The 21,811-nt window shown below is 71.0% G+C and carries 18 protein-coding genes; 9 read left to right on the top strand and 9 right to left on the bottom strand.

The genetic code is table 11. The features are described from left to right. Positions 1 to 158 precede the first annotated feature (158 nt). The 5 genes from ACFYMC_RS22220 to ACFYMC_RS22240 all read left to right on the top strand — a co-directional run bounded on the left by ACFYMC_RS22220 (position 159) and on the right by ACFYMC_RS22240 (position 7,062). Complete coding sequence (locus ACFYMC_RS22220) at positions 159 to 1,898, top strand: amidohydrolase family protein (protein WP_388528076.1); 1,740 nt, start codon at positions 159 to 161, stop codon at positions 1,896 to 1,898. Further along, a complete protein-coding gene (locus ACFYMC_RS22225; RefSeq protein WP_388528078.1) occupies positions 1,895 to 3,376 on the top strand; it encodes an aldehyde dehydrogenase family protein in 1,482 nt (493 codons plus the stop codon). Before ACFYMC_RS22220 ends, ACFYMC_RS22225 begins: the two co-directional genes overlap by 4 nt. Before the next feature lie 164 nt (positions 3,377 to 3,540). Then, a complete protein-coding gene (locus ACFYMC_RS22230) occupies positions 3,541 to 3,831 on the top strand; it encodes a hypothetical protein (RefSeq protein ID WP_388528080.1) in 291 nt (96 codons plus the stop codon). Positions 3,832 to 3,997: 166 nt separating this feature from the next. Further along, positions 3,998 to 4,489, top strand: coding sequence for a VOC family protein (locus ACFYMC_RS22235; protein ID WP_388528082.1), 492 nt, complete (start codon positions 3,998 to 4,000; stop codon positions 4,487 to 4,489). Positions 4,490 to 4,803: 314 nt separating this feature from the next. Continuing rightward, positions 4,804 to 7,062, top strand: coding sequence for a LamG-like jellyroll fold domain-containing protein (locus ACFYMC_RS22240; protein ID WP_388528083.1), 2,259 nt, complete (start codon positions 4,804 to 4,806; stop codon positions 7,060 to 7,062). A gap of 73 nt (positions 7,063 to 7,135) precedes the next feature. Here ACFYMC_RS22240 and ACFYMC_RS22245 read toward each other — a convergent pair whose 3' ends face one another. The 4 genes from ACFYMC_RS22245 to ACFYMC_RS22260 form a co-directional block, all read right to left on the bottom strand. Continuing rightward, on the bottom strand, positions 7,136 to 7,996 hold the full coding sequence (locus tag ACFYMC_RS22245; RefSeq protein WP_388528085.1) for an LLM class F420-dependent oxidoreductase: 861 nt from the start codon (positions 7,994 to 7,996) through the stop codon (positions 7,136 to 7,138). 169 nt (positions 7,997 to 8,165) lie between these two features. Next, positions 8,166 to 8,765, bottom strand: coding sequence for a cupin domain-containing protein (locus ACFYMC_RS22250; protein ID WP_388528131.1), 600 nt, complete (start codon positions 8,763 to 8,765; stop codon positions 8,166 to 8,168). Continuing rightward, positions 8,762 to 10,021 (bottom strand): cytochrome P450, encoded by a 1,260-nt coding sequence (locus ACFYMC_RS22255; protein ID WP_388528133.1) that lies wholly within the window; start codon positions 10,019 to 10,021, stop codon positions 8,762 to 8,764. Before ACFYMC_RS22255 ends, ACFYMC_RS22250 begins: the two co-directional genes overlap by 4 nt. Beyond that, positions 10,021 to 11,121, bottom strand: a complete 1,101-nt coding sequence (locus ACFYMC_RS22260; protein ID WP_388528087.1) for a type III polyketide synthase — start codon at positions 11,119 to 11,121, stop codon at positions 10,021 to 10,023. Before ACFYMC_RS22260 ends, ACFYMC_RS22255 begins: the two co-directional genes overlap by 1 nt. Positions 11,122 to 11,374: 253 nt before the next feature. Here ACFYMC_RS22260 and ACFYMC_RS22265 point away from each other — a divergent pair, with 253 nt between their 5' ends. Both ACFYMC_RS22265 and ACFYMC_RS22270 read left to right on the top strand, forming a co-directional pair. Next, positions 11,375 to 12,673, top strand: coding sequence for a cytochrome P450 (locus ACFYMC_RS22265; protein ID WP_388528089.1), 1,299 nt, complete (start codon positions 11,375 to 11,377; stop codon positions 12,671 to 12,673). A 7-nt stretch (positions 12,674 to 12,680) separates the two neighbouring features. Further along, the gene (locus ACFYMC_RS22270; protein ID WP_388528091.1) at positions 12,681 to 13,187 is read left to right on the top strand and encodes an acyl-CoA carboxylase epsilon subunit; all 507 of its coding nucleotides are present in this window, start codon (positions 12,681 to 12,683) and stop codon (positions 13,185 to 13,187) included. A 42-nt stretch (positions 13,188 to 13,229) separates the two neighbouring features. On the opposite strand, the gene ACFYMC_RS22275 is transcribed toward ACFYMC_RS22270, so the two are convergent. After that, positions 13,230 to 14,357, bottom strand: a complete 1,128-nt coding sequence (locus tag ACFYMC_RS22275; protein ID WP_388528093.1) for an ADP-ribosylglycohydrolase family protein — start codon at positions 14,355 to 14,357, stop codon at positions 13,230 to 13,232. Positions 14,358 to 14,570: 213 nt separating this feature from the next. Between ACFYMC_RS22275 and ACFYMC_RS22280 the strand changes: the two genes are divergently transcribed. After that, the gene (locus ACFYMC_RS22280; RefSeq protein WP_388528095.1) at positions 14,571 to 15,218 is read left to right on the top strand and encodes a DUF5701 family protein; all 648 of its coding nucleotides are present in this window, start codon (positions 14,571 to 14,573) and stop codon (positions 15,216 to 15,218) included. Between the two features lie 172 nt (positions 15,219 to 15,390). On the opposite strand, the gene ACFYMC_RS22285 is transcribed toward ACFYMC_RS22280, so the two are convergent. From ACFYMC_RS22285 to ACFYMC_RS22295, 3 genes are all read right to left on the bottom strand, one after another. Continuing rightward, on the bottom strand, positions 15,391 to 17,991 hold the full coding sequence (locus ACFYMC_RS22285) for a bifunctional FO biosynthesis protein CofGH (RefSeq protein WP_388528097.1): 2,601 nt from the start codon (positions 17,989 to 17,991) through the stop codon (positions 15,391 to 15,393). 283 nt (positions 17,992 to 18,274) lie between these two features. After that, positions 18,275 to 19,057 carry an SDR family oxidoreductase gene (locus ACFYMC_RS22290; RefSeq protein WP_388528099.1) on the bottom strand — a complete coding sequence of 261 codons (783 nt, stop codon included), beginning with the start codon at positions 19,055 to 19,057 and terminating at the stop codon, positions 18,275 to 18,277. Between the two features lie 162 nt (positions 19,058 to 19,219). Continuing rightward, entirely contained in the window at positions 19,220 to 20,404 is a 1,185-nt protein-coding gene (locus ACFYMC_RS22295) for a PLP-dependent aminotransferase family protein (RefSeq protein WP_388528101.1), read from the bottom strand. Between the two features lie 186 nt (positions 20,405 to 20,590). Between ACFYMC_RS22295 and ACFYMC_RS22300 the strand changes: the two genes are divergently transcribed. Beyond that, entirely contained in the window at positions 20,591 to 21,436 is an 846-nt protein-coding gene (locus tag ACFYMC_RS22300) for a hypothetical protein (protein ID WP_388528102.1), read from the top strand. A gap of 144 nt (positions 21,437 to 21,580) precedes the next feature. Here the strand turns inward: ACFYMC_RS22300 and ACFYMC_RS22305 are convergent, their stop codons facing one another. Beyond that, on the bottom strand, positions 21,581 to 21,793 hold the full coding sequence (locus ACFYMC_RS22305) for a DUF397 domain-containing protein (protein WP_388528104.1): 213 nt from the start codon (positions 21,791 to 21,793) through the stop codon (positions 21,581 to 21,583). Positions 21,794 to 21,811 lie beyond the last annotated feature (18 nt).

Consider the following 21,811-nt stretch of genomic DNA (forward strand, 5'->3'; position numbering starts at 1 on the left):
CACCACCCACAGGGCGGACGGCGGTTTCCCGGACCGCCGGCCGGAAGGGGTCCCGGCCGGGGTGCGCACGGCAGCGGCCTGCCGCGCGGACCCCGGCCGGACCTGCGCCCGCAGCCCGAACCAGCCTCCCGCTCAGCCCTGGAAGAAGGGGAACGGCCATGCTCGACCACCTGATCCGCGGAGCCACCCTCGTAGACGGCACCGGTGCCCCCGGCCACATCGCCGACGTGGGCCTGCGGGAGGGCCGGATCGCCTTCCTCGGGGAGCCGGGCACCGCCGCGGAAGCAGCCCGAACCATCGAGGACGCCGGCGGGCTCGTCCTGTGCCCCGGTTTCGTGGACCCGCACACGCACTACGACGCCCAACTGTTCTGGGACCCGTACGCGACCCCCTCGATGAACCACGGAGTCACCACCGTGGTCGGGGGCAACTGCGGTTTCACCCTGGCCCCGCTGCATCCCGACCGCCCCGAGGACGCCGACTACACGCGGCGCATGATGAGCAAGGTCGAGGGTATGGCACTTGCGGCGCTCGAAGAGGGCGTGGACTGGGGCTGGCACGGCTTCGGTGACTACCTCGACCAGTTGGAGGGCCGCATTGCCGTCAACGCGGGCTTCATGGTGGGACACTGCGCGCTCCGCCGGTACGTCATGGCAGAGGCCGCGACCGGCGGACGCCCCACCGCCGAGCAACTGGACGAGATGGTCCGCCTCCTCCACGAGGCGATGGACGCCGGCGCCTGGGGTCTTTCCACCACGCAGTCCGCGACGCACTCGGACGGCGCAGGAGCGCCCGTAGCCTCCCGGTACGCCCAGCCCGAGGAACTCCTGGAGCTCGCCCGGGCGGTAGGCGCGCACGAAGGCACCCAGTTGGAGGCCATCGTCGCGGGCTGCCTCGACCAGTTCTCCGACGAGGAGGTCGACCTGCTGGTCGAGATGAGTGCAGCAGCCGGGCGCCCACTGAACTGGAACGTGCTGACCATCGACGCCGCGGTGCCCGAGCGGGTGCCGCGCCAACTGCTGCCGAGTGAACGCGCACGCAAGGCGGGCGGCCGGATCGTCGCCCTGACCATGCCGATCCTCACGCCGATGAACATGTCGCTGGGCACCTTCTGCGCGCTCAACCTGATCCCGGGCTGGGGCGAGGTCCTCGCGCTGCCCGTACCGGAGCGGATCCGAAGGCTCCGTGATCCGCAGGTACGGGCCGAGATGCTCCGTCGGGCGGCCAGCAAGGAAGCGGGCGTCTTCCGTCGCCTGGCCCGCTTCGAGCGCTACGTCATCGGGGACACCTACGCCCCCGTGAACCAGCGGCTCTCCGGACGGGTCGTCGGCGAGATCGCCGCGGAACGCGGACTGGACCCGTTCGCCTGCCTGGTGGAGATCTGTGCCGCGGACGACCTGCGGACCGTCCTGTGGCCGATGCCCACCGACAACGATCCGGCCAGTTGGGCCCTGCGGCAGGAAACCTGGCAGCACGAGGACGTGTTGCTCGGCGGTTCCGACGCCGGCGCACACCTGGATCGGATGTGTGGTGCGCCCTACACCACCCGGTTCCTCGGGGACTGCCTGCGCGGGCGCCGGCTGCTCGAACTGGAGGCGGCGGTACGGATGCTCACCGCCGATCCAGCGCGTCTCTTCGGCCTTCGGGGGCGTGGCCGCATCGCTCGTGGCTACCACGCGGACCTGGTGCTCTTCGATCCGCAGCGGATCGACGCGGGCCCCGCGAAGCTGGTGCACGACCTACCGGGCCACAGCCCACGACTCCACTCGCAGGCGTCCGGCATCGTCTCGGTGCGGGTCAACGGCGTGGAGACGATCAGGGACGACCAGGTGACCGGGGCCGTCCCCGGCCGGGTCCTGCGGTCGGGGCGCGACACCCGGACGGTGAGCACCCGATGAACGCGGCGGGGCGCGGCGGCGCCACACCGCGACTCCACATCGCGGGGCACTGGGTGGAGCCGGCGCACGGCTACTACGAGGTACTAAACCCGGCGGACGGTTCGGTGGTCGCACTGGCCCCGGAGGCGTCGGTAGACCAGGTCCACCAAGCCGCGGCGGCTGCCCGCGAGGCCTTCGAGGGGTGGTCCCGTACGGCCCCCGAGGAGCGGGCGGCGATCCTCGATCGGGCGGCGGACCTGCTGCAACGCGACGCCGGAGCCCTTGCGTTGTTGGCCCGCGCGGAGACCGGGGCCACCACGGCGACAGCGCGGGGAATGCAGGTGGCGGTGGGGGTGGGGCGGTTCCGGCGCTATGCGCGTGGGGCACTGGAGCCGGTGGAGCGCGGGCTGCCGCCGCAGGTCACCCCAGCCGGCCCGATGGGGCGTGCCCAGGTGACCGGCGCGTTGGAGGTGCGCCAGCCGGTGGGTGTGGTCTCCTGCATCACCTCGTACAACAACCCGTGGGCGAATCCGGCCGGGAAGGTGGCGCCGGCGCTGGCCATGGGCAACACGGTCGTGGTGAAGCCCGCTCCGCAGGATCCGCTGTCGGTGTGCAAGATGGTGGCCGCTTTGGCGCGGGCGGGCGCCCCGCCCGGTGTGGTGAACCTCGTCACCGGGAGGTCGGCAGCGCTCGGCGAGGCGGCCGTGGACAGCGCGGACGTGGACATGGTGTCCTTCACCGGGTCCACCGAGGTGGGTTGCCGAATCGCTCAGGTGTGTGGCCGCGGGATGAAGCGGCAACTGATGGAACTCGGAGGCAAGGGCGCGGCGCTGGTCTTCGAGGATGCCGACCTCGATGCCGCGGTGCGCGGGATCGGGACGACCTTCTCCTTCTACAGCGGGCAGATCTGCACCGCCCCGACGCGGGTGCTGGCGCACCGCTCCGTCCACGACGCGCTCGTGGAGCGGCTGGGCGGCTACGCCGGGTCGCTGAAGGTGGGAGACCCGGCGGACCCCGCCACTGTGGTCGGTCCGGTGATCTCCGCCGCGCACCGGGACCGCATCGAGTCCTATGTGGAGCTGGGGCGCAAGGAGGGGGCTCGGGTGCTGGTGGGCGGCGCCCGGCCGGTGGTCGGGGACGGGAGGGGCTCCTACGTGGCGCCGACGCTCCTGGTGGACTGCACTGCGCAGATGCGGGTGGTCCGGGAGGAGATCTTCGGTCCGGTCGTGGTGGTCGTCCCCTTCGAGGACGAGGAGGAGGGCGTCGCCCTGGCGAACGACAGCGAGTACGGGCTGATCGACTACGTCTGGTCCGGCGATGTCGCTCGCGCCTTCCGGGTGGCCCGCAGGCTCCGCGCCGGGGGCGTCGGGGTCAATACGGTCGGGCGCAACATGGAGGCGCCGTTCGGCGGGTTCAAGCGCAGTGGGGTGGGGCGTGACGTGGGTTCGCACGCGCTGCTCGCCTACAGCGAGACGCAGTCCATCGTCTGGCCGGGGTGAGCTCCTCGGGGCCAGGCTCGTGCGAGTACCGGCTGAACGCGGCGGCCGGGTAGGGGACCGGTCCTGAACGTCGCGGACCGACCTCATGGTTTCGGGCGTTCGGGGCCCGGCCCGGTGCTCCGTGGTGACCCCGCCGGAGGGGGCTCGTTGGGCAGCGCATGACGATGAAGCGCACCCTTACCGCCCTCGGCCTCGCCGGCGCCGCCCTCGCCCTCTGTCCGGTCCCGGCCCTGGCCGACGGCCCCGCCGACGTCGTGCCTACCGTCAAGGACGCCGTGGCCAACACGGGGGAGAAGCTCAAGGACCCGCAGGCGGTCGTCCAGGACACCCAGTACGCGCTGGGTGTGGCGACCACCGCGCTCAACCAGTCAGCTGAGGGCACCGATACGGCACTGGCAGGCGCCGGAGGGGGTTTGGAGAACGGCACCCCCGCCCGTCTGCCGATCGGCGGCTGACGAGCCGCGTTCTGGACCGGGCGTCCGCCCCGCGTCGCCGGACGCCCGGTCCTGGTTTTGGTAAACGGCTGGAAAAAGCTGTCTTGAGGTCAAGAGACTTGACCTCGTCCTTTCTTGAGGTTCTACGTTGGGCCTCGGAACCGAAAGCTGACGGCAGGAGGCCCCGATGACCAGCCAGGTGACCAGCGGAACCATTCCGGACCGCCATCTCTACGCCGCCGTCGCACACCTGGTGCTGGACGATGCGGACGCCATGATCCGGTTCTGTGGGGAGGCCTTTGGCGCCCGCCCGGAGGTCCGGGTGCAGGGCGCCGGGGGCGAGGTGCTCCATGCGGAGCTCCGCCTGGGCGGTTCGGTCGTCATCGTGTGCGACGCCATCGAAGGCGACGGGCTCCTGCGCACCCCCGTCACCGACGCGTGGAGCGGGGTCGGCTCCGGGGAAGCGCTGCGCGTGTTCGTCCCGGACGTGGACGCCCTCACGGAGCGGGCCGTGGCCGCCGGCGCCGAGCTGCTCCAAGCGCCTGCCGACATGTTCTACGGGGAGCGGACGTCCGTGCTGCGCGACCCCAAAGGCCACACCTGGGTCCTTCGGGCCAACCGGTCCGGGGCGCCAGCCGGCCAGCCGGCTGGCCGCGATGGCGAGTCCCTCGCGGCCTGACCCCCCGCTCCCGGTGTCCGCGGTGGGCCGGGTGTCCGCAACCCGAGGGCGTACGCGCGCGGTCGGGCGGAGGCGTCCGTGGACGGGGTCGATCCGGCATCGCGTTCGCCCCTCGCCCGCCGAAGCGCGTGCGGACGCGGCGGGGCAGGTCAAACGGGCCGTGAGAGGCGCGTAGTTCGTCAGCGCGGGGATCTTGTCCATCGCTGGACCGGCTCATCCGGAGGTCCTGCCTCCGGCCTGTTGCCGAGACCGTCTACAGTAGGCCGCCGCACTCACTGTCCGTCATGTCCGCGGGCTCTGCCCTGGGGGGGTTCATGCGTAGATCCAGAAGGTCCAACAGGTCCCGACGCTCGAAGTCGACGGCCGCGATAGTCGCCCTCACCCTCGCCGGAGGCGGTGCCGGAATCGGCCTCGTCGTCATGCCGCAGGCGTCCGCGATCACCCCGCCGGTCTCCTTCACCGCCGATGCCCTGCCGACGTGGCAGACCAACGGCATCGTGTGGGCGATGGCCAGTGCGGGGGACAAGGTGTTCGTCGGCGGTACCTTCTCGTCGGTGCGTCCGCCCGAGGGCGCCAGCGGCAGCGAGCGGTCCGCCGTCAACTTCGCCGTCTTCGACGCCGCCACCGGGGCTCCCACCTCGTGCAAGCTTTCCTTCACCGTCCGTAGTGGAAGTGCGACGGTTCGCGCGCTCGCCCTCTCCCCCGACAAGAAGACCCTCTACGCGGGCGGGTACTTCGGGGCGGTGAACGGGCAGCAGGTCAGTAGCCTGGCCGCGGTGGACGTGGCGAGCTGCACCCCGAAAGCCGCCTTCCGTCCCGGTTTCCCGGCCACCGTAAGGGCCTTGGCCGTCAACTCCGGGACCGTGTACGCGGCCGGCGACTTCCACCAGGTCAGCGGGCAGAAGCGGGAGCGCTTCGCCGCCCTCAACGCGGCCACCGGCGCGCTGCGTTCCTTCCGGGCGGACGCCGACGAGCCCGGGCGGGCCCTGGAGTTCACCCCGGACGGCAAGAAGCTGATCCTCGGCGGCGAGTTCTTCACCGTCAACGGCAAGGACAGCCACGCCCTCGCCGTGGTCGACGCCACCACCGGAGCGGTGGCCAAGTCCTTCCCGGACAACTTCATTCCGCTCAACTCGGCGGTCAAGGGCATCGCCACCGACGACACCGGCTTCTACACCGCGAACGAGGGCACCGGCCGGGGGTCCTTCGACGGTCGTATCGCCTTCGACCTCGACGACTACGGCCAGCGTTGGCGCGACTTCTGCTTCGGAGCCACCCAGGCCGTCCTGGCCTACGAGAAGGTGCTCTACAGCGCGTCGCACGCACATGACTGCGCCGGGTCCGGGGAGTACCCCGACGGCCGTCGCCACCACCTGCTGGCGCAGCGCGTCACCAGCCCCGGCAAGATCGGTTGGGCGCCGGACACCAACGACGGCATGGGCGAACAGGTCGGCCCGCGGGTGCTCTCGGTGGCGGCCAAGGGAACCACCAAGTACCTCTGGGTAGGCGGGGAGTTCACCAAGGTCAACGGCTCGGACCAGGTGGGTCTGACCCGCTTCGCCTCCACCGGTGACGTGGGCGCCCCCACCACGCCGTTGATCAGTGCCGAGGGCATCAAGCCGGACGCGGTCCAGGTCCGCTGGCGTACCAGCCTCGACCTCGACGACAGCCGGCTGACCTACCGGATCTACCGCAACGGCTCGACGAAGTCCATCGCCACCGTCAAGGCGAACTCCCTGTTCTTCCTGCGGCGCCAGGCCTCCTGGACGGACACCACCGTCGAGGCGGGCAAGAAGTACACCTACCGGGTGCGGGCCGTCGACGCCGCCGGCAACAGCAGTGCCCTGTCGCGTATCGCCTCGGTGACCGTCCCGACCTCCGAGGGCGCCTACCAGAAGCAGGTGCGGGCCGACGGCGCCCGCCTGTACTGGCGCTACGACGACGAGGTGGTCCCCTTCGTCGCCGACTCCTCGGTTTCGGGCAACACCAGTGGGTTGCACGCGGGCGGGCCCTCGCTGCGGCAGTCCCCGGACGCGGTCCGGGGCAGCGGCACCGCCATCGGCTTCAACGGCAGGGACGAGCAGGTGTACAGCGATCACCGGACCACGGTCAGTCGTTCGTACACGCTGGAGACCTGGTTCAAGACCACCACCGAGCTGGGCGGCAAGCTGATCGGTTTCGGTAACAACACCACCCGCAAGAGCAGCAAGTACGACAAGCAGCTCTACATGACCGACTCGGGTCGGCTCGTTTTCGGCGCGGACGACGGGTCCAAGCGCACGGTCAGCAGCCCCTCCGGCACCAGCTACAACGACGGCAAGTGGCACCACGTCGTCGCCGCCCAGGGCTCCTCCTCCGGGATGGCCCTGTACGTGGACGGCAAGAAGGTGGCAAGCCGTTCCGTCACCAAGCACCGTGACATCGCCGGCTTCTGGCACGTCGGCGGTGACAACCTGTACGGCTGGCCGATGCGGCCGACGAGCGACTTCTTCGCCGGCCAGATCGACGAGACCGCCGTCTACTCCAAGGCGCTCACGGCCAACCAGGTCGCCCGGCACTACCGCCTGCGGTAGACCGCTACCACGGGGCCTCCCGGGCCGGGGCGCGCAAGCCCCGGCCCGGACCCATGGCCCGGGTCCCCTCAGCTCACAGGTGCTCCGCGAAGGAGTCCAGCACGCGCAGCACCTCCGGCTCCGCCGCCGGCGGGAGTTGCAGGACCACCTCCTCGATGCCCAGCTCCGCGTAGTGGGCCAGCTTGCCGGGGCTCGGGAGGACCGCGTAGGGGACGATCCGCAGCGCCTCGGGATCCCGCCCGGCCCCCTCCCACACTCCGCGCAGCACCGGCAGCGCCTCGCCGAGCCCGCGCCCGCCGATGGGCAGCCAGCCGTCCGTGAACTCGGCGATGTGCTCGAACAGTTTGGGCCCGGCCGCGCCGCCGAGCAGAGTGGAAGGCCCGTACAGGGCGGCGCCGTTCTTCAGCTCGCGCGGCGGCTGAGCCGGTTTGGGATGGGCGTGGCTGGCGCTGACGGAGCCGAAGCTCCCCCGGTGGCCCGTCGGCTCCGGAGCCCACAGGGCCCGCATCACAGCCAGCCGGTCGCGAACCAACTCCCGGCGACTGCGCCACGCCACGCCGTGGTCGGCGGCCTCCTCGACGTTCCAGCCGTACCCGACCCCCAGTGTGAACCGACCCCCCGACAGGTGGTCGAGCGTGGCGACCTGCTTGGCCAGGTCGATCGGATCGTGCTGGGCGACCAGCGTGATGCCGGTGCCCAGCCTCAGCCGCTCGGTGACGGCCGCCGCCTGCGCCAGGGCCACGAAGGGATCGAGGGTGCGACCGTACTCCTCGGGCAGCTCGCCGCCCGCCGGGTAGGGGGAGGTGCGGCTGATCGGGATATGGGTGTGCTCGGGTAGGAACAACCCCCAAAATCCGCGCTGTTCAAGCTCGCGGGCCAGTCGTACCGGGGTGATCGTCTGGTCCGTCAAGAAGATCGTCGTCGAGATCCGCATCGCGCGTGGCACCTCCGTCACATCGGGGGCAGCCAACGTACGTCCTACCGGACCAGATGCCGAGCACACCGTCGGCCAGAAGACCGCTCCCGACGTGGCCGGCGCGGCGCTCGGGCCCGGGCACGGCCGCCCCGGTGGGGGACGGCCGCGGTCACCGGCTACCGGGCCTTCATCCCCCGACCGTCTTGGCCTCCGCCCACGGCCGTCCGCCCGGCGGCGCGCCATGCCGCAACGGGGTCAGCTGTTCGATGTCGTAGCGCGCCCGCAGCGCGGCGATGGCGGCCGGGTCCGGTGGTCCACCGTCCCGCAGGATCTCCAACAACTCCTCGAAGTAGCGCTCGTGGTCCGGTGGCGGCGAGGCTTGGAAGAACATCCGGGCCGGGCGGTCGCTGCGGTTCGCGAACGCGTGCGGACACCCGGGCGGGACCACGATCACCGTGCCGGGCTCCGCCCGTACCGTGGTCCGCCCGCTCGGGGAGACCCAGTGCCGCCAGTCATCGGCGGTGCGCACCCGCGGTTCGAAGGCGAGCACCTCCAGCTCCCCTTCCAGCACGTAGAACAGCTCCTCGCTGTGGGTGTGCCGGTGCGCCCCGACGTCGAAACCCGGCGGGACCACCACCTCGAAGCTCGACGCGAAGGAGGAGTGTTCACCCGTCACCTTGAAGGTGACCTGCTGCGCGTCGGTGGTGAGGATTCGGCCCTGCCCCGGGGGAACCAACAGCCCCTCCTCCGCCGGCAACGCCGCGGGGAGCGCCAGGTGCGCCGTCATGACCAGGTCACCAAAAGCCCCTCGGGCCCGCGGATCAGCGCGCCTGGTCGCCATCGCAGCTCCTGCGGCGGCACGGCGAACCGCAGGTCCTCGAAACGGTCGAGGAGAGCGTCCAACAGCAGCTCCGACTCCAGACGGGCCAGCATCCCGCCCACGCAGTAGTGCGGCCCGTAGCCGAAGGACACGTGCGGGTTCGGGCTGCGGTCCAACACCAGGCGGTCGGGGTCGCGGAAGACCTCCGGGTCCCGGTTGGCCGCGAGGTAGGAGACGTAGACCGCTTCACCGGCACGGATGAGGTGCCCGCGGATGGTGATGTCCTCCAAGGCGATCCGTGAGAGCCCGACCGCGCTGCGGTGCGGGATGAAGCGCAGCAGCTCGTCCAGCGCGGACGCGCGCAGCGCCGGTTCCTCGCGCAGCCGCGCCACGTGCTGCGGGTTGCTCAGCAGGATGTAGGCCATGTTGCCGGTGTTGTTGGTGACGGCCTCGCCGCCGATCTGGATGAGCAGCGCCAGACCGACCGCCTCCTCCTGCGCGACCTGGCCCTCGGCCACCGCCGTGGCCAGCAGACCGAGGACGTGCTCACCGTCCTGACCGCCGGTGCCGCGCCGCTCCCTCAGCGCCGCCGCGAAGTACGCGCACATCTGCGTCTTGGCCTCTTCGCTGCGCTCTGCCCCCTGCGCACTGGACAGGATCAGCGTGGTCCATTCGTGCAGGCGGGGTCGGTCGGCTGCTGGAACGCCCATCAGTTCGCAGACCACCGCGAGCGGGAAGGGGGCCAGCAGCCGCTCGGTCAGGTCCGCCGGTGGGCCCTCGCGGAGCAGGCCCGTGACCATCTCGTCCAGGGTCTCCGCCGCATGTGCCCGCAACCGTTCCACCCCCCGTGAGGTGAAGGCCGCAGCCACGGCCCGACGCAGTCGGGTGTGGTCGGGCGGGTCCTCGAAGCCGATCGCCCCGGGGACGGGGATGAAGTGCGGTGCCAACCGGGTGACGTCGTGCTCGGCGACCAGCTTGCGGCTGAACCGGGGATCGTTGGTCACCATCCGCACGTCGTCGTAGCGGGTCAGCAGCCAGGCCCAGCCGGAGCCGTTGGGAAGCTGGATCCGGGTGACGGGGCCCTCGGCCATCAGTTCCGACAGGACCGGGTCGAAGTCCACGCCGGTCAGGTCCATGGCGGGCCAGAACCTGACGGGCGGCGGTTCCAGAGGTGGGGACGGGGCCGCCGCGGGTGATGCGGTGGCGGTGCCTTCGTTCAGCATCATGCGCCTTCGGTGACGGAGGTCAGGACGGGAACGGCAAGGGGGTCCAGGCCGGCGGTACGCCACCGCCCCAGTGTGATCTCCGCGGTGATGCCCGGCCCGAAGCCCGCCAGGAGTCCGCGTGCAGACTCCTCGGCACCGCCCTCGTCGAACATCCGGCACAGTGCGTCCAGCACTACGGCGCTGGCGATGTTTCCGTACTCGGTGAGTGTGGCTCGGCTGAAGCGGAAGGCCTCCGGAGGCACACCGAGGAACTTGCTGAGGTCATCCAGAATGCGTGGACCACCCGCGTGGATGATGTAGAAGTCCAGGCCTGCGGCGTCCCAGCCATGGCTTCCGGCCAGCTGCTTCAGAGCTGGCGCCAGTGGCTCCATGGTCCCGGGGACCCGCTTGTCCAGTTTGAAGTGGAACCCGGTCGCCTTGATGTCGTAGGCAATCCAGTCCTCGGTGTTGGGGACGATGTACGCGCCGTTGCGCTCCAGCTCCACGCCGGTGCCCCCGCGGCCACGGACCACTGCAGCTGCCAGACCGTCGCCGAACAGGCCGTTGGACAGAAGGTTGCCGACCGTCAGGTCGGTGGGCTGGTAGCACAGTGAGCAGAACTCACAGGCCACGATCAGCGCATTGGCCTCCGGGTAGGCGGTGCAGAAGTCGTGGGCACGGTTGATCGCCGCGCCCCCCGCCGCACATCCCAGCTGAGCGATGGGGATCTGTCGGCAGTCGGTCCGAAAGCCCATGGAGTTGATGAGCCAGGCCGTCAGCGACGGCATCATGAAGCCAGTGCAGGACACGTAGATGATGACGTCGATGTCCTTGGGCCGGAGCTCCGCGTCCTCCAGTGCCTGCCGCACTACTGCGGGGACACGCGCCTTGGCCTCGACCTCGTAGACCGCGTTTCGTTCCGCGAATCCCGGGTGCTTGAGGGTCTCCTCGATGGGCCGCAACAGGTGCCTCTTCTCGACCCCGGTGTTCCGGATCAGTCGGAGGGCCAGCTCCAGCTGGGGGTGGTCCTGGTGGACCTCCCGGGCGAGGTCGAGGGTGTCCTGGAGGGTGATCGTGTGCTCGGGCACGGCGATGGTGGGTCTGCACAGAGTGGCCATGGCGGTGCGCCTTTCTCTCGCGTTTGATCCCGCTTTGGATCCCGCGTCTGATCAAAGGATCTGAGTCGACCTTCTGTCGCGCGCGCCGAGTTGGGCCACTCGGCTGCGCCGAAGGTGTGATCGCCGCCGAGCAGCGGGCGTGGGCGCTGGACATCGGGAAGGGATGCCGAGAGCCCCCACCGGGCCCCCGAACGGCATGGCCACGGGGTGCGGACCGGCCGAGGGGACCGTCGACACTCTGGGAGAGAGCCCGATGACCTCAGAACCCGAAACCATGGCCGCCACGGACACCGGGGGACCGCACGCCCATCCGTGTACCGGCATGGCCGGCATGTCCGGCCCGGAGCACACGGAGGGCGAGCCCGTGCACTTCTGGGACCTTGAGGACCTGCCGGCGCAGGACTTCGACCCGTTCTTGGACGCGCGCCTGAAGGAGACGCGCATCGCCCGTATCCGGATGCCCTTCGGGACGGACAGCGGCTGGCTCGTCACCCGCTACGAGGACGTGAAGACGGCCACCTCCGACCCCCGCTTCAGCCGCCAGGCACTGGTGGACCGGCCGGAGGTCACCAGTTCCTCCCCCCACCCCATCGCCGCCAAGCACGCGGCGCTGAACTACACCGATCCGCCGCGGCTGACGCAGATGCGCAGCGTGATCGCCCGGGCGTTCACCGGGAAGAGCATGCAGCGGCTGCGTCCGATGGCCCAGCGCACCGCGAACGCCCTGCTGGACGAGATGGAACTCAAGGGACCGCCGGCCGATCTGATGGAGCACCTGCACGGCCCGTTCCCGCTGACGGTGGTCGCCGATCTGCTGGGACTGCCCGAGGAGGAACGCGGTGCCCTCACCGACTGGGCGAACGTGATCATGGCTCCTGGGCAGTTGCCCGAACGGAGCAAGGCGGGGCTGGCGACCGTACGGGAGCTCATCGCCTCCTTGCTGGTGCGCCGCCGCACGGATCCCACCGACGACCTCGCCGGGGTGCTGGCCGCCGCGGTCGTCGCCGGCGAGATCAGCGAGCCGGAGTCCGTTTCGCTGGCCACCGCGGTGCTGGTCAGCGGTGCGCACGCGGTGCGCAACAACAGCGCCAACATGGTGTACGCGCTGCTCACCCATCCGGAGCAGCTGTCCCGGCTCCGGGCGGAACCGGAGCTGTTGCCGCAGGCCGTCGACGAGCTGCTGCGTTACATCCCGCACCGCAGCGGGGTGGGCATCCCTCGGATCGCCCTGGAGGATGTGGCGATCGGAGGCGTCGTCATCCGGGAGGGTGAGGCCGTCTTCGCCTCGTACATCGCCGCCAACCGCGACCCCGAGATGTTCCCCCACCCCGACACCATCGACTTCGACCGCGGCCCTATCGCCCACGTCTCCTTCGGCAACGGGCCGCACCACTGCGTGGGCTCGATGCTGGCGCGCATGGAGTCGGAGATCATCGTCGCGACGCTGCTGGACCGCTTCCCCAAGCTACGGCTCGCTGTTCCCGCCGAGGAACTCACCTGGCAGAAGGGCGCGCTGATCCGTGGGCCCGAAACGCTGCCGGTGGTCTGGTGAGGTGCCCGTGGCCACGCACGCCGAACCTCTGATAAGTCCGGACACCCGGGTTCCGATCGATCCGCTGGCCTCCGGCGAACCCCTGCTCGCCACGGGCGCCCCGGACGCGACCAGCGCTCGGCACCTGACCGAGGTGCGGATCCACGAGTCGCAGCGGGCCCGGCCCCGGACTTCGGACCACTCGCCGGAGCCGGCGGATCCGGGTCCTCCCCCCACCTCGCAAGAGGAACGGGGCGACAGACCGCCGGCCGGGCTGCTGACCGATGAGGGCGAGCAGCTGTCCGAGTGCCTCGACGCGGTGGACGTCAGGATCGTGCGCGGCCGACCGGACGCGGAGGAACTGGCCGCCCTGCTGGCCGTGCTCTCAGCGGTCGCGGTCTGCCACGACGATGAGGGGGCCCTGCCGGGTGAGCGTCGGCCCCGTCGGGCCCACTGGGACCGCACCCACGGAGGCGGCTTCCTCCCCTGTGCCTCCTGGCGGTCCCGACCGGACGGCGCCCCGCCGTACGGGTAGAGCGGCGCCGCCGAACCGCCGGGCCGTGGCGCCCCGAGCGGCTCACCCTCGTGGGTAGCGGGCCAGCCAGCCGGGCGAGGACCGGGCCGGGCCGTGTAGCGACGGGCCCTGGGTCATCTCCATGGCGAAGTCGTCGGCGATCTCCAGCACCGTTCCACGGCCCTCCAGCTCCGCGAGCCACGCGGGCGGGAGGGCCGTTTCGCCGTGCAGTGCCCCGAGCAGTGCCCCGCACAGGGCGCCGGTGGCCGCCGAGTTCCCACTGTGGTTGACCGCGAGCCGAAGGCCCTGCCGGACGTCCTCGCTGACCAGGGCGCAGTACACGGCGACGGCCAGGGCGCCGGGCGCCGCTTCGGCGCTGCTGTCGCGCAGGGCCTCGACCCGGGCAGCCGAGGGCATGCCCGCTCGCACCGCTCCGAGGGCTTGCTGGAGCGCGTCGGTCACCGGCTGGTGGCCGGGCCGTCGTCCCAACGCCCCCAGGGCTCGCTGCACGGACACGTCCATGTCATCGCCGCGGGCCAGGCCGTGGAGCACCACGGCGAAGGCGCCGGCCGTCAGCATGGCTTCGGGATGGCCGTGGCTGTGCACCGCGCACTCCACCGCGAGCTGGAGCACCAGGTCGGGCTCCCAGCCCACCAGGAGCCCGAAGGGAGCCGAGCGCACCGCGGCGCCGGCGTCCCGGGCATGCGGGTTCTTGGGTGACTGCAGGGTTCCGCGGGCCTCGTCGCGCAGGCCGGTCAGGCTGGCCCGGTCGGGGTCACGCCGGGCGTAGAGCCACTCCTGTTGGGCCAGCCAGCCGTTGTCGGTGCGCCGTTCGTCCGGTCCCCATTCGTGCTGGGTGGCCGACCAGCGCCGGTAGGCGTGGTGCAGGTCCGTTGGTGGGTGCCAGACCCCGGTGTCCTTGCGTACCTGCGCCCGGATGAGCCCGTCCACCGTGAACAGGGTCAGCTGGGTGGCGGAGCTGATGGCGCCGCGCCGACCGTGGGCGAGGGCCGGGCCGGTGAGCCCGTTCGGGCCGTGTTCCTCCCGGATCGCGTCGAGGGAGAGGCCGCGCACGGGGGTGCCCAGCGCGTCACCGATGGCTCCTCCGAGCAGCGTCCCGCGTACCCGGCTGCGGAAGTCCTGTTGTTCGACCCGCCCCCAGGCGGTTTTCCCTTCCACTGCTGAGCCCATGGCAACCCCCCCAACTGGCATCGGCCTGCACTGTAGTGGACCTCGTGTGGGATCTGCCGTTGAGCGTTCGGTATGCGTCGGAGGGGCGATGCCTTCGTGAACTGCGGAGGAATGCACAAGTGCTGAACATTCGGGTCACTGTTCGCGTCAGTTTCTGACAGATTTAGACGCATGGGATTCTCGCAGCCCTACGGAGAGTCAGAAGGGGAGCACATGACGCAGTTCAACGCGGCCCAGGAGTTCGACCGGCAACTGTGCACCCTCACGGGTCTCGGCTACCCGGCCCTCGCGGGCATGTCCGGGCAGGCCTTCCGGGATCTGCTGCTGCCGTTGCGCACGACCGTCCTGGAACGGGCGCCCCTCATGCGTCCTCCCACGGAGGGGTCGGCCCCGTTCCTGCTCGTCCTGACCCGCACGCTGGCGCCGCTGGAGGCCACCGTGCCGCTGACCACGCTGGCCGGCAAGGAGGCCCCCGGGGTCATCGAACGCTTCTACGCCCCAGGCGAGCTGGAGCGGTTCGTCGCGCTCGCGGAACTTGGGCTTCCGGAGGGTGGGGCGTACCTCCTGTTCGACGTGGAGCGCGGTGAGGAGTTCTGCGGCGCAGTCCCGCGGGACGCCCTCGCCGCGGTCGCGGAGCGTGACCGCACCCCGCTGACCATCGAGGAGGGCATCGCCTACCTCACCCACCACCCACGGGCGCTGGCGAAGAACAAGTGCTTCTCCCTGGCCGGCAGCAGAATCGGGGACCGGCGCGTTCCCGCGTTGTGGATCAGCAAGGGGGCGCCCAAGCTCGGCTGGTGCTGGGAGGGCAACCCGCACACCTGGCTGGGGTTGGCATCCGGCGGCGGACGAAGTCGATAGGCCCCCATCCGGGGCCGGCGGGGCCGGGGCGCCCAGGATGATCCCGCCCCGCCCCCCGTCTCCGGCATCCGGGCACCCTTCGAGGTGCCCCACGCGGCGTACGGCTCCCGCCCGCCCCACGGCGACGACGCGTGGTCGCCGTGGGCCGAGGTGCGGTCCTCGCCGTCCCGGTTCAGTCCGTCAGCGGCAGCAATCGGGGCAGGTGGCCGTCCGAGCCCAGCGCCACCTCGTGGCGGCCCGGCGCGACCTCCCCGTACAAGGTGGTGCGCGGCCTGGCCGGGCGGCCGGCGGACTCGGCGATCGCCACCAGATCGCCGATGGAACGGTAGGAGCCGTAACTGGAGCCCGCCATACGGGAGATGGTCTCCTCCATCAAGGTGCCGCCCAGGTCGTTGGCGCCCGAGCGGAGCATCTCCGCGGCCCCCTCGGCGCCCAGCTTCACCCAACTGGTCTGGATGTTGGTGATGTGCGGGTGCAGCAGCAGGCGGGCCATGGCCGTCACCGCCCTGTTGTCCCTGACTGTGGGGCCCGGCCGGGCGATGCCCGCCAGGTACACCGGCGCGTTCGTGTGGATGAAGGGCAGGGTGACGAACTCGGTGAAGCCGCCGGTCTCCTGCTGGATCTCGGCCAGGGTGCGCAGGTGCCCCAACCAGTGCCGGGGCTGGTCCACGTGCCCGTACATCATGGTCGAGGAGGAACGCAGGCCCAGGGAGTGTGCCGTTCGGATCACCTCGATCCACTCCGAGGCCGGCAGTTTGCCCTTGGTGAGGATCCAGCGGACCTCGTCGTCGAGGATCTCAGCGGCCGTTCCCGGGAGGGAGTCCAAGCCTGCTTCCTTGGCGGCGGTCAGCCACTCGTGAAGCGAAAGACCGGTCCTCGAAGCTCCGTTGACGACCTCCATCGGCGAGAAGGCGTGTACGTGGATGTCGGGCACCCGCTCCTTGACGGCCCGCGCGATGTCGAAGTAGGCGGTGCCGGGCAGGTCGGGGTGGATGCCGCCCTGCATGCACACCTCGACCGCGCCCACGTTCCAGGCCTGTTCGGCGCGGTCGGCGACCTGCGAGAGGGAGAGGGTGTAGGCGTCGGCGTCGGTGCGGCGCTGGGCGAACGCACAGAACCGGCAGCCCGTGTAACAGACGTTGGTGAAGTTGATGTTCCGCGTGACGACGTAGGTCACGTCCTCGCCCACGACGTCTCGGCGTAGCTGGTCCGCGATGCGACACAGGGCGTCCAGGGCGGGGCCCTCCGCGTGGAAGAGGGCCAGTGCCTGCGGGTCCGTCAGCCGGGTGGGGTCGTCGGCGGCCCGGGAGAGCGCCGCACGCAGGTCGGAGTCGATCCTGGACGGGACCATTCCGGGTGCGGCGGCCTCCCGGAGGGCTTCCCAGTCGCCGTAGACCGCGTCGAAGTCGGTGCGGCGGTCGCCGGTACGACCCTCGGTGTCGATGGCCTGGTGCAGGTCGGTGCGCCCGGTGGCTGAGAAGGCCTCGTCCGGCTCCTGCCAGGGCAGACCCGTCACCACCGCGTCCTCGCGGGCCAGGCCGGAGCGGGGGTCGGCGAGCGCGTTGACATGGGGGAGTACCCGCGGATCGAGCCAGGGCTCGCCGCGCTGCACGAACTCCGGGTACACGCAGAGCCGTTCGCGCAGGCTGAAGCCGGCCTCGGTGGACTTGCGAGCCAGCAGGTCGATCTGTGGCCAGGGGCGTTCGGGGTTCACGTGGTCGGGGGTGAGCGGGGACACCCCTCCCCAGTCGTCGATACCAGCGGCGATGAGGCGTCCGTACTCGCTGTCGACGAGGTTCGGCGGCGCCTGGATGCACCCTGCCGGGCCCATGATGTGCCGGGCGACCGCCACCGTGGCGATCAGGTCGTCGAGTTCGGCGTCCGGCATCGCCCGCATGGCCGTGTCCGGTTTGGCGCGGAAGTTCTGGATGATCAGCTCTTGGAGGCCGTGATAGGCACGGGCGACCCGGCGCAGTGCGAACAGGGACTCCGCTCGTTCCTCGAAGGTCTCACCGATGCCGATGAGGAGCCCGCTGGTGAACGGAACGGAGCTGCGTCCGGCGTCCTCCAGGACGCGCAGGCGTACCGCCGGGTCCTTGTCGGGGGAGCCGTAGTGGGGTCCGCCCGGCTCGCTCCACAGTCGGGTGGCGGTCGTCTCCAACATCATGCCCATGCTCGGCGCCACCGGCTTCAGGCGTTGGAAGTCGCTCCAGGACAGTACGCCCGGGTTGAGGTGCGGGAGGAGCCCGGTCTCCTCCAGGATGCGGATCGACATGGCCCGCACATAGGCGAGTGTGTCGTCGTAGCCGTGCGCGTCGAGCCACTCGCGGGCTTGTGGCCAGCGGTCCTCCGGTTTGTCGCCGAGGGTGATCAGGGCTTCCTTGCATCCCAGTTCGGCGCCGCGGCGGGCGATGTCGAGCACCTCATCGGGGGACAGGTACATGCCGTGCCCGGCCCGGCGTAGCTTGCTCGGTGCGGTGGCGAAGGTGCAGTAGTGGCAGGTGTCCCGGCACAGTCGGGTCAGCGGGATGAACACGCTCTTGGAGTAGGTGATGACGCCCGCCCGCCCGGCTGCCTCCAGCCCGGCGTCACGGACCCGGGCCGCGGAGGCGCACAGGTCCGTGAGGTCCTCACCTCGGGCTTGGAGCAGCACGGTGGCTTCGTTGAGGTCCAGGGTCACGCCGTCCCGGGCCCTGCGCAGTGCACGCCGCATGGAATTGGCGGTCGGTGGCTGGTCGGTCGTGGTACCGGAGCCGGTCGGGGAGCTCGTCATGGGGCGAGCATACGATCTGGTGTTCCCTGAGGGCTGTCCCGTAATCCCCGGCGGGCGCACGACGACAGCTGCGGCACCTTACCGCGTTGTCCGAGCGCCCGAATGCGCCTGGGACGGGGAGGCCCCAGCGCCTTGCGATGCACCGCGTCTGACGCCGCGCGCCGATCCACCGGGACTACGAGACAGCCCTGGCCGGACTGCCCGTGGCGCGTTCCCGTACCGGTCCGGGCGACGTGCGGCCGGCGCCTCTTCGACTGCGGCGCGAGGGGGTCTGCCAACGCGTTCACCGCATCACTTCGCCCGCGTTGACCAGGAGCGACTGTCCGGTGATGGCGCGGGCCCGGTCGGAGGCGAGGAAGACGGCCGCGTCGGCGACGTCCGCGTCGGTGGCGAGTTCGGGCAGGGCCATGCGCTCGGTCAGGCGGGCTTGTACGGTCGCCTCGGGCAGACCCTCGGTGTGCGCGGTGAAGCGGACGAAGGCCTGGACGGGCGGCCCCCACATCCAGCCGGGCAGCACGGTGTTGACCCGGATGCGGTGCGGTCCCAGTTCGCGGGCCAGTGAGTACATGGCGGAGGTCAGCGCGCCTTTGGAAGCGGCATAGGCGGCCTGTTGGACCTGGGAGGGCGCGGCGACGGCGGACTGGGTGCCGATGATCACCACCGAGCCTCCGTGCTTCTTCAGCAGGGGCAGGCAGGCCCTGGTCATCCGCAGGGTGCCCAGCAGGTTGACGTCGATGACCTCCTGCCAGGTGCCGAAGTCGGCGTCTTCCAGACCCCCGAAGTAGCTGTCCCAGGCGGCGACGTGCACGACGGCGTCGATGCCGCCGAAGCGGGTGCGGGCGAGGGCGGCCAGCTCCTCGCACTGGGATTCGTCGGTGATGTCGCAGGAGCGGTAGGCGGTGCGACTGCCGGTGGGGTCGACGGCCCTGGCCGTTGCGGCCAGGTTGGATGCGGTACGGGCGCCGAGGACGGCGCAGCCACCGTCGCGCACCACGGTGGCGGCGACCTGGTGCCCGAGGCCTGCACCGACCCCGGAGACGATCACGGTCTTCTCCCGAAGCAGCATGCGTCCTCCCGGTGGCGTCCCGTGCCCGCACGGGGCATTGGTTCTGACGCAGCGTCAGGGAGGGCAGGGTAGGGGTGGCGCGGCCAGGAGGGAAGGGGTGGGCCGTGCCCACGCGTTCCGTCCGGGCCGCGCCGTGAGCGCGCCCCGGAAGTGGGAGGTCCTTCAGCCGCGTACCGCCCGGGCCAGGCGGCGCAGCCCCTCGGAAATCTCCTGCGGTGTATGGGTGGTGAAGGAAAGCCGCAGGGTCGCGTGGTCGGGCGTCCCGGTGAAGAAGGGGGCGCCGGGGACGTAGGCGACGTCCTGGGCGACCGCGGACTTCAGTAGGTCCTGCGAATCGAGACCTTGCGGTAGCCGGGCCCAGATGAACATCCCGCCTTCGGGCCGGTTCCAGGTCGATCCGGTGGGAAGGGCCTCGCCGAGCCCCGAGAGGAGGGCGTCGCGGCGCTCGCGGTAGGCACCGCGGATCTTGTGCAGGTGGGCGTCGAGGTCGGTGCGGTCGAGGTAGCGGGCCGCCGCGATCTGGTCCACGGTCGAGGTGTGCAGGTCGGCGGCCTGCTTGGCGATGCCGGCGGCCCGACGCAGGGCCGCCGGCGCACGCAGCCACCCCAGGCGCAGACCCGGAGCCATGGTCTTGGAGAAGCTTCCGAGGAGGGCGGTGCGGTCCTGGGCTCCGGGGTGCGCGGCCAGCCAGGGGACGGATCCGCCCTCGTAGCGCAGTTCGCCGTAGGGGTCGTCCTCGATCAGCCAGATCCCGAGGCGTTCGGCGATCTCGGCGACCGCGGCGCGCCGGGCGGCCGGCAGGGTCCGGCCGGTGGGGTTCTGGAAGGTGGGCACGCAGTAGAGCAGTTTGGGTCGCTCGGTGCGCACGGCCTCTTCCAGAGCCTGCGGGATGATTCCGTTCTCGTCGCAGGGCACCGCCACCACCCGGGCGCCCGCGTGGCCGAAGCACTGGAGGGCCGCCAGGTAGGTGGGGTTCTCCACCAGGACGGTGTCCCCGGGGTCGAGGAGGGTGGTGGCCACCAGTGTGAGGGCCTGTTGGGATCCGGTGGTGATGAGGAGGTCGTCCGCGGTCGTCTCCAGACCCCGGGCGGTGACCCGGGCGGCGACTATCTCGCGCAGTTCCGGCGCGCCTTCGGTGGTCGAGTACTGGAGGGCGCGGCTCGCGCTGTGGCTGAGTGCCTCGGCGTAGGCGGCCCGGAGGCCCTCGGCGTCGAACAGTTCGGGTGCGGGCAGCCCGCCGGCGAAGGAGATCACGCCGGGGCGTTCGGTGAGGGCCAGGATCTCGCGTACGGGTGAGCCGCCCACCGTGTGGGCGCGGGCGGCGAACGCTGGTGGCTGGGCGGGCATGGCGGGGCTCCTTCGGCCGGATCCGTACCGGGGCGGGGCGGTTGGCCGAAACCCTAGCGCGAAAACATGCACATGCCACCTATCTCGACCGGGTGACCTGCGGGGCGGCCCGACCGGGATGCGGGGCGGGTGTGCGGTGGTTACGCACCCCTCCACAACTGATGCTCCATCAGCTAGACCGGGGGCATGACATCTGGCGAGAGTTCCCCCGCCGCCTACGCGCGGCTCGCTGCCGTCGGTCCCTACGGGGTGCACCCCGGGCATGCGCTGATCACCATGGTCGAACCGCACCACGGCCACGAGCGGGCCTACAACCGCTGGTACGAGGACGACCACTACATCGCCGGGGCCATGGCGATGCCCTGGATGTACGCCGGAAGGCGTTGGGTCTCCACCCGGGACCTGCAACTCCTGCGCTACCCGCAGGACTCCGCGATCGCCAGCCCGGTCACCGCCGGTTGCTACCTCTCGACGTACTGGATCGCCGACGGCCGCTACGAGGAGCACATGAAGTGGACCGTCGCCATCAATCAGAGGCTGAACCGGGACGGTCGGGTCTTCAAGGAGCGGACGCACGTGTTCACCGCCTTCCAGGACCACGTGGGAACGGTCTACCGTGACGGGGCCGCCGGGCCGAGGGACTTCCACGCCCTTGACCACCCCTACGCGGGCCTGGTGGTCGAGGTCATCGAGACCGACGGCCCCGAGTCACGCTCACGGCTGTTGGCGTGGCTGCTGGGACAGCATCTGCCGAAGCGGCTGGATGCCTCGGCAGCGGCCCTGGTCACGCTCTTCCGGCCGACACCGCTGCCGGGGGACCGGATGAGCTACGTCAAACAGGTCGAGGGGGTCGACTCCCGGCTCACGCTGTTGTGGTTCCTGGAGGAGGATCCGCGCTCCTGTTGGGATGCCGCGGGCTTCGAGGGGTTGGGCGAGGAACTCGCCGGATCGGGGCTGGGGCGTGTGGAGCTTGTCGCTCCGTTCGTCCCTACGGTTCCCGGCACCGACCGGTACGTAGACCAACTGCGCTGAGCCGCGGCACGCGAAGGAGCCCCCTCGGCTGTGACGGCGTCCAGTCGAGAGGGCTCGCGTCGCTGCCCCGGCGGAGCGCCCTCCCTTGGCCAGGGGGAGTGCGTCCGGCCTTGTCCCAGCTTGCGCGGGCGCGGTAGTGAGGGGTCAGCCGTCCAGGCCAAGCGGACCCCGGCTCACCTGAGTGACGAAGGAGGTCCATGCGGCGGGCACGAAGGTGAGTGACGGGCCGTCCGGGACCTTGGAGTCGCGAACGGCGATGGCGGCCACGAGAGGGGACTTCACCTCCACGCAAGCCCCGTTGCCCGTGGAATAGGAGGACTTGGTCCACGCTTCGGTGGCGCCCTGGTGAATGGCCATGATGACTCCGGTTCAGTT

Source organism: Streptomyces sp. NPDC006879, from assembly GCF_042869595.1.
GTDB lineage: Bacteria > Actinomycetota > Actinomycetes > Streptomycetales > Streptomycetaceae > Streptomyces.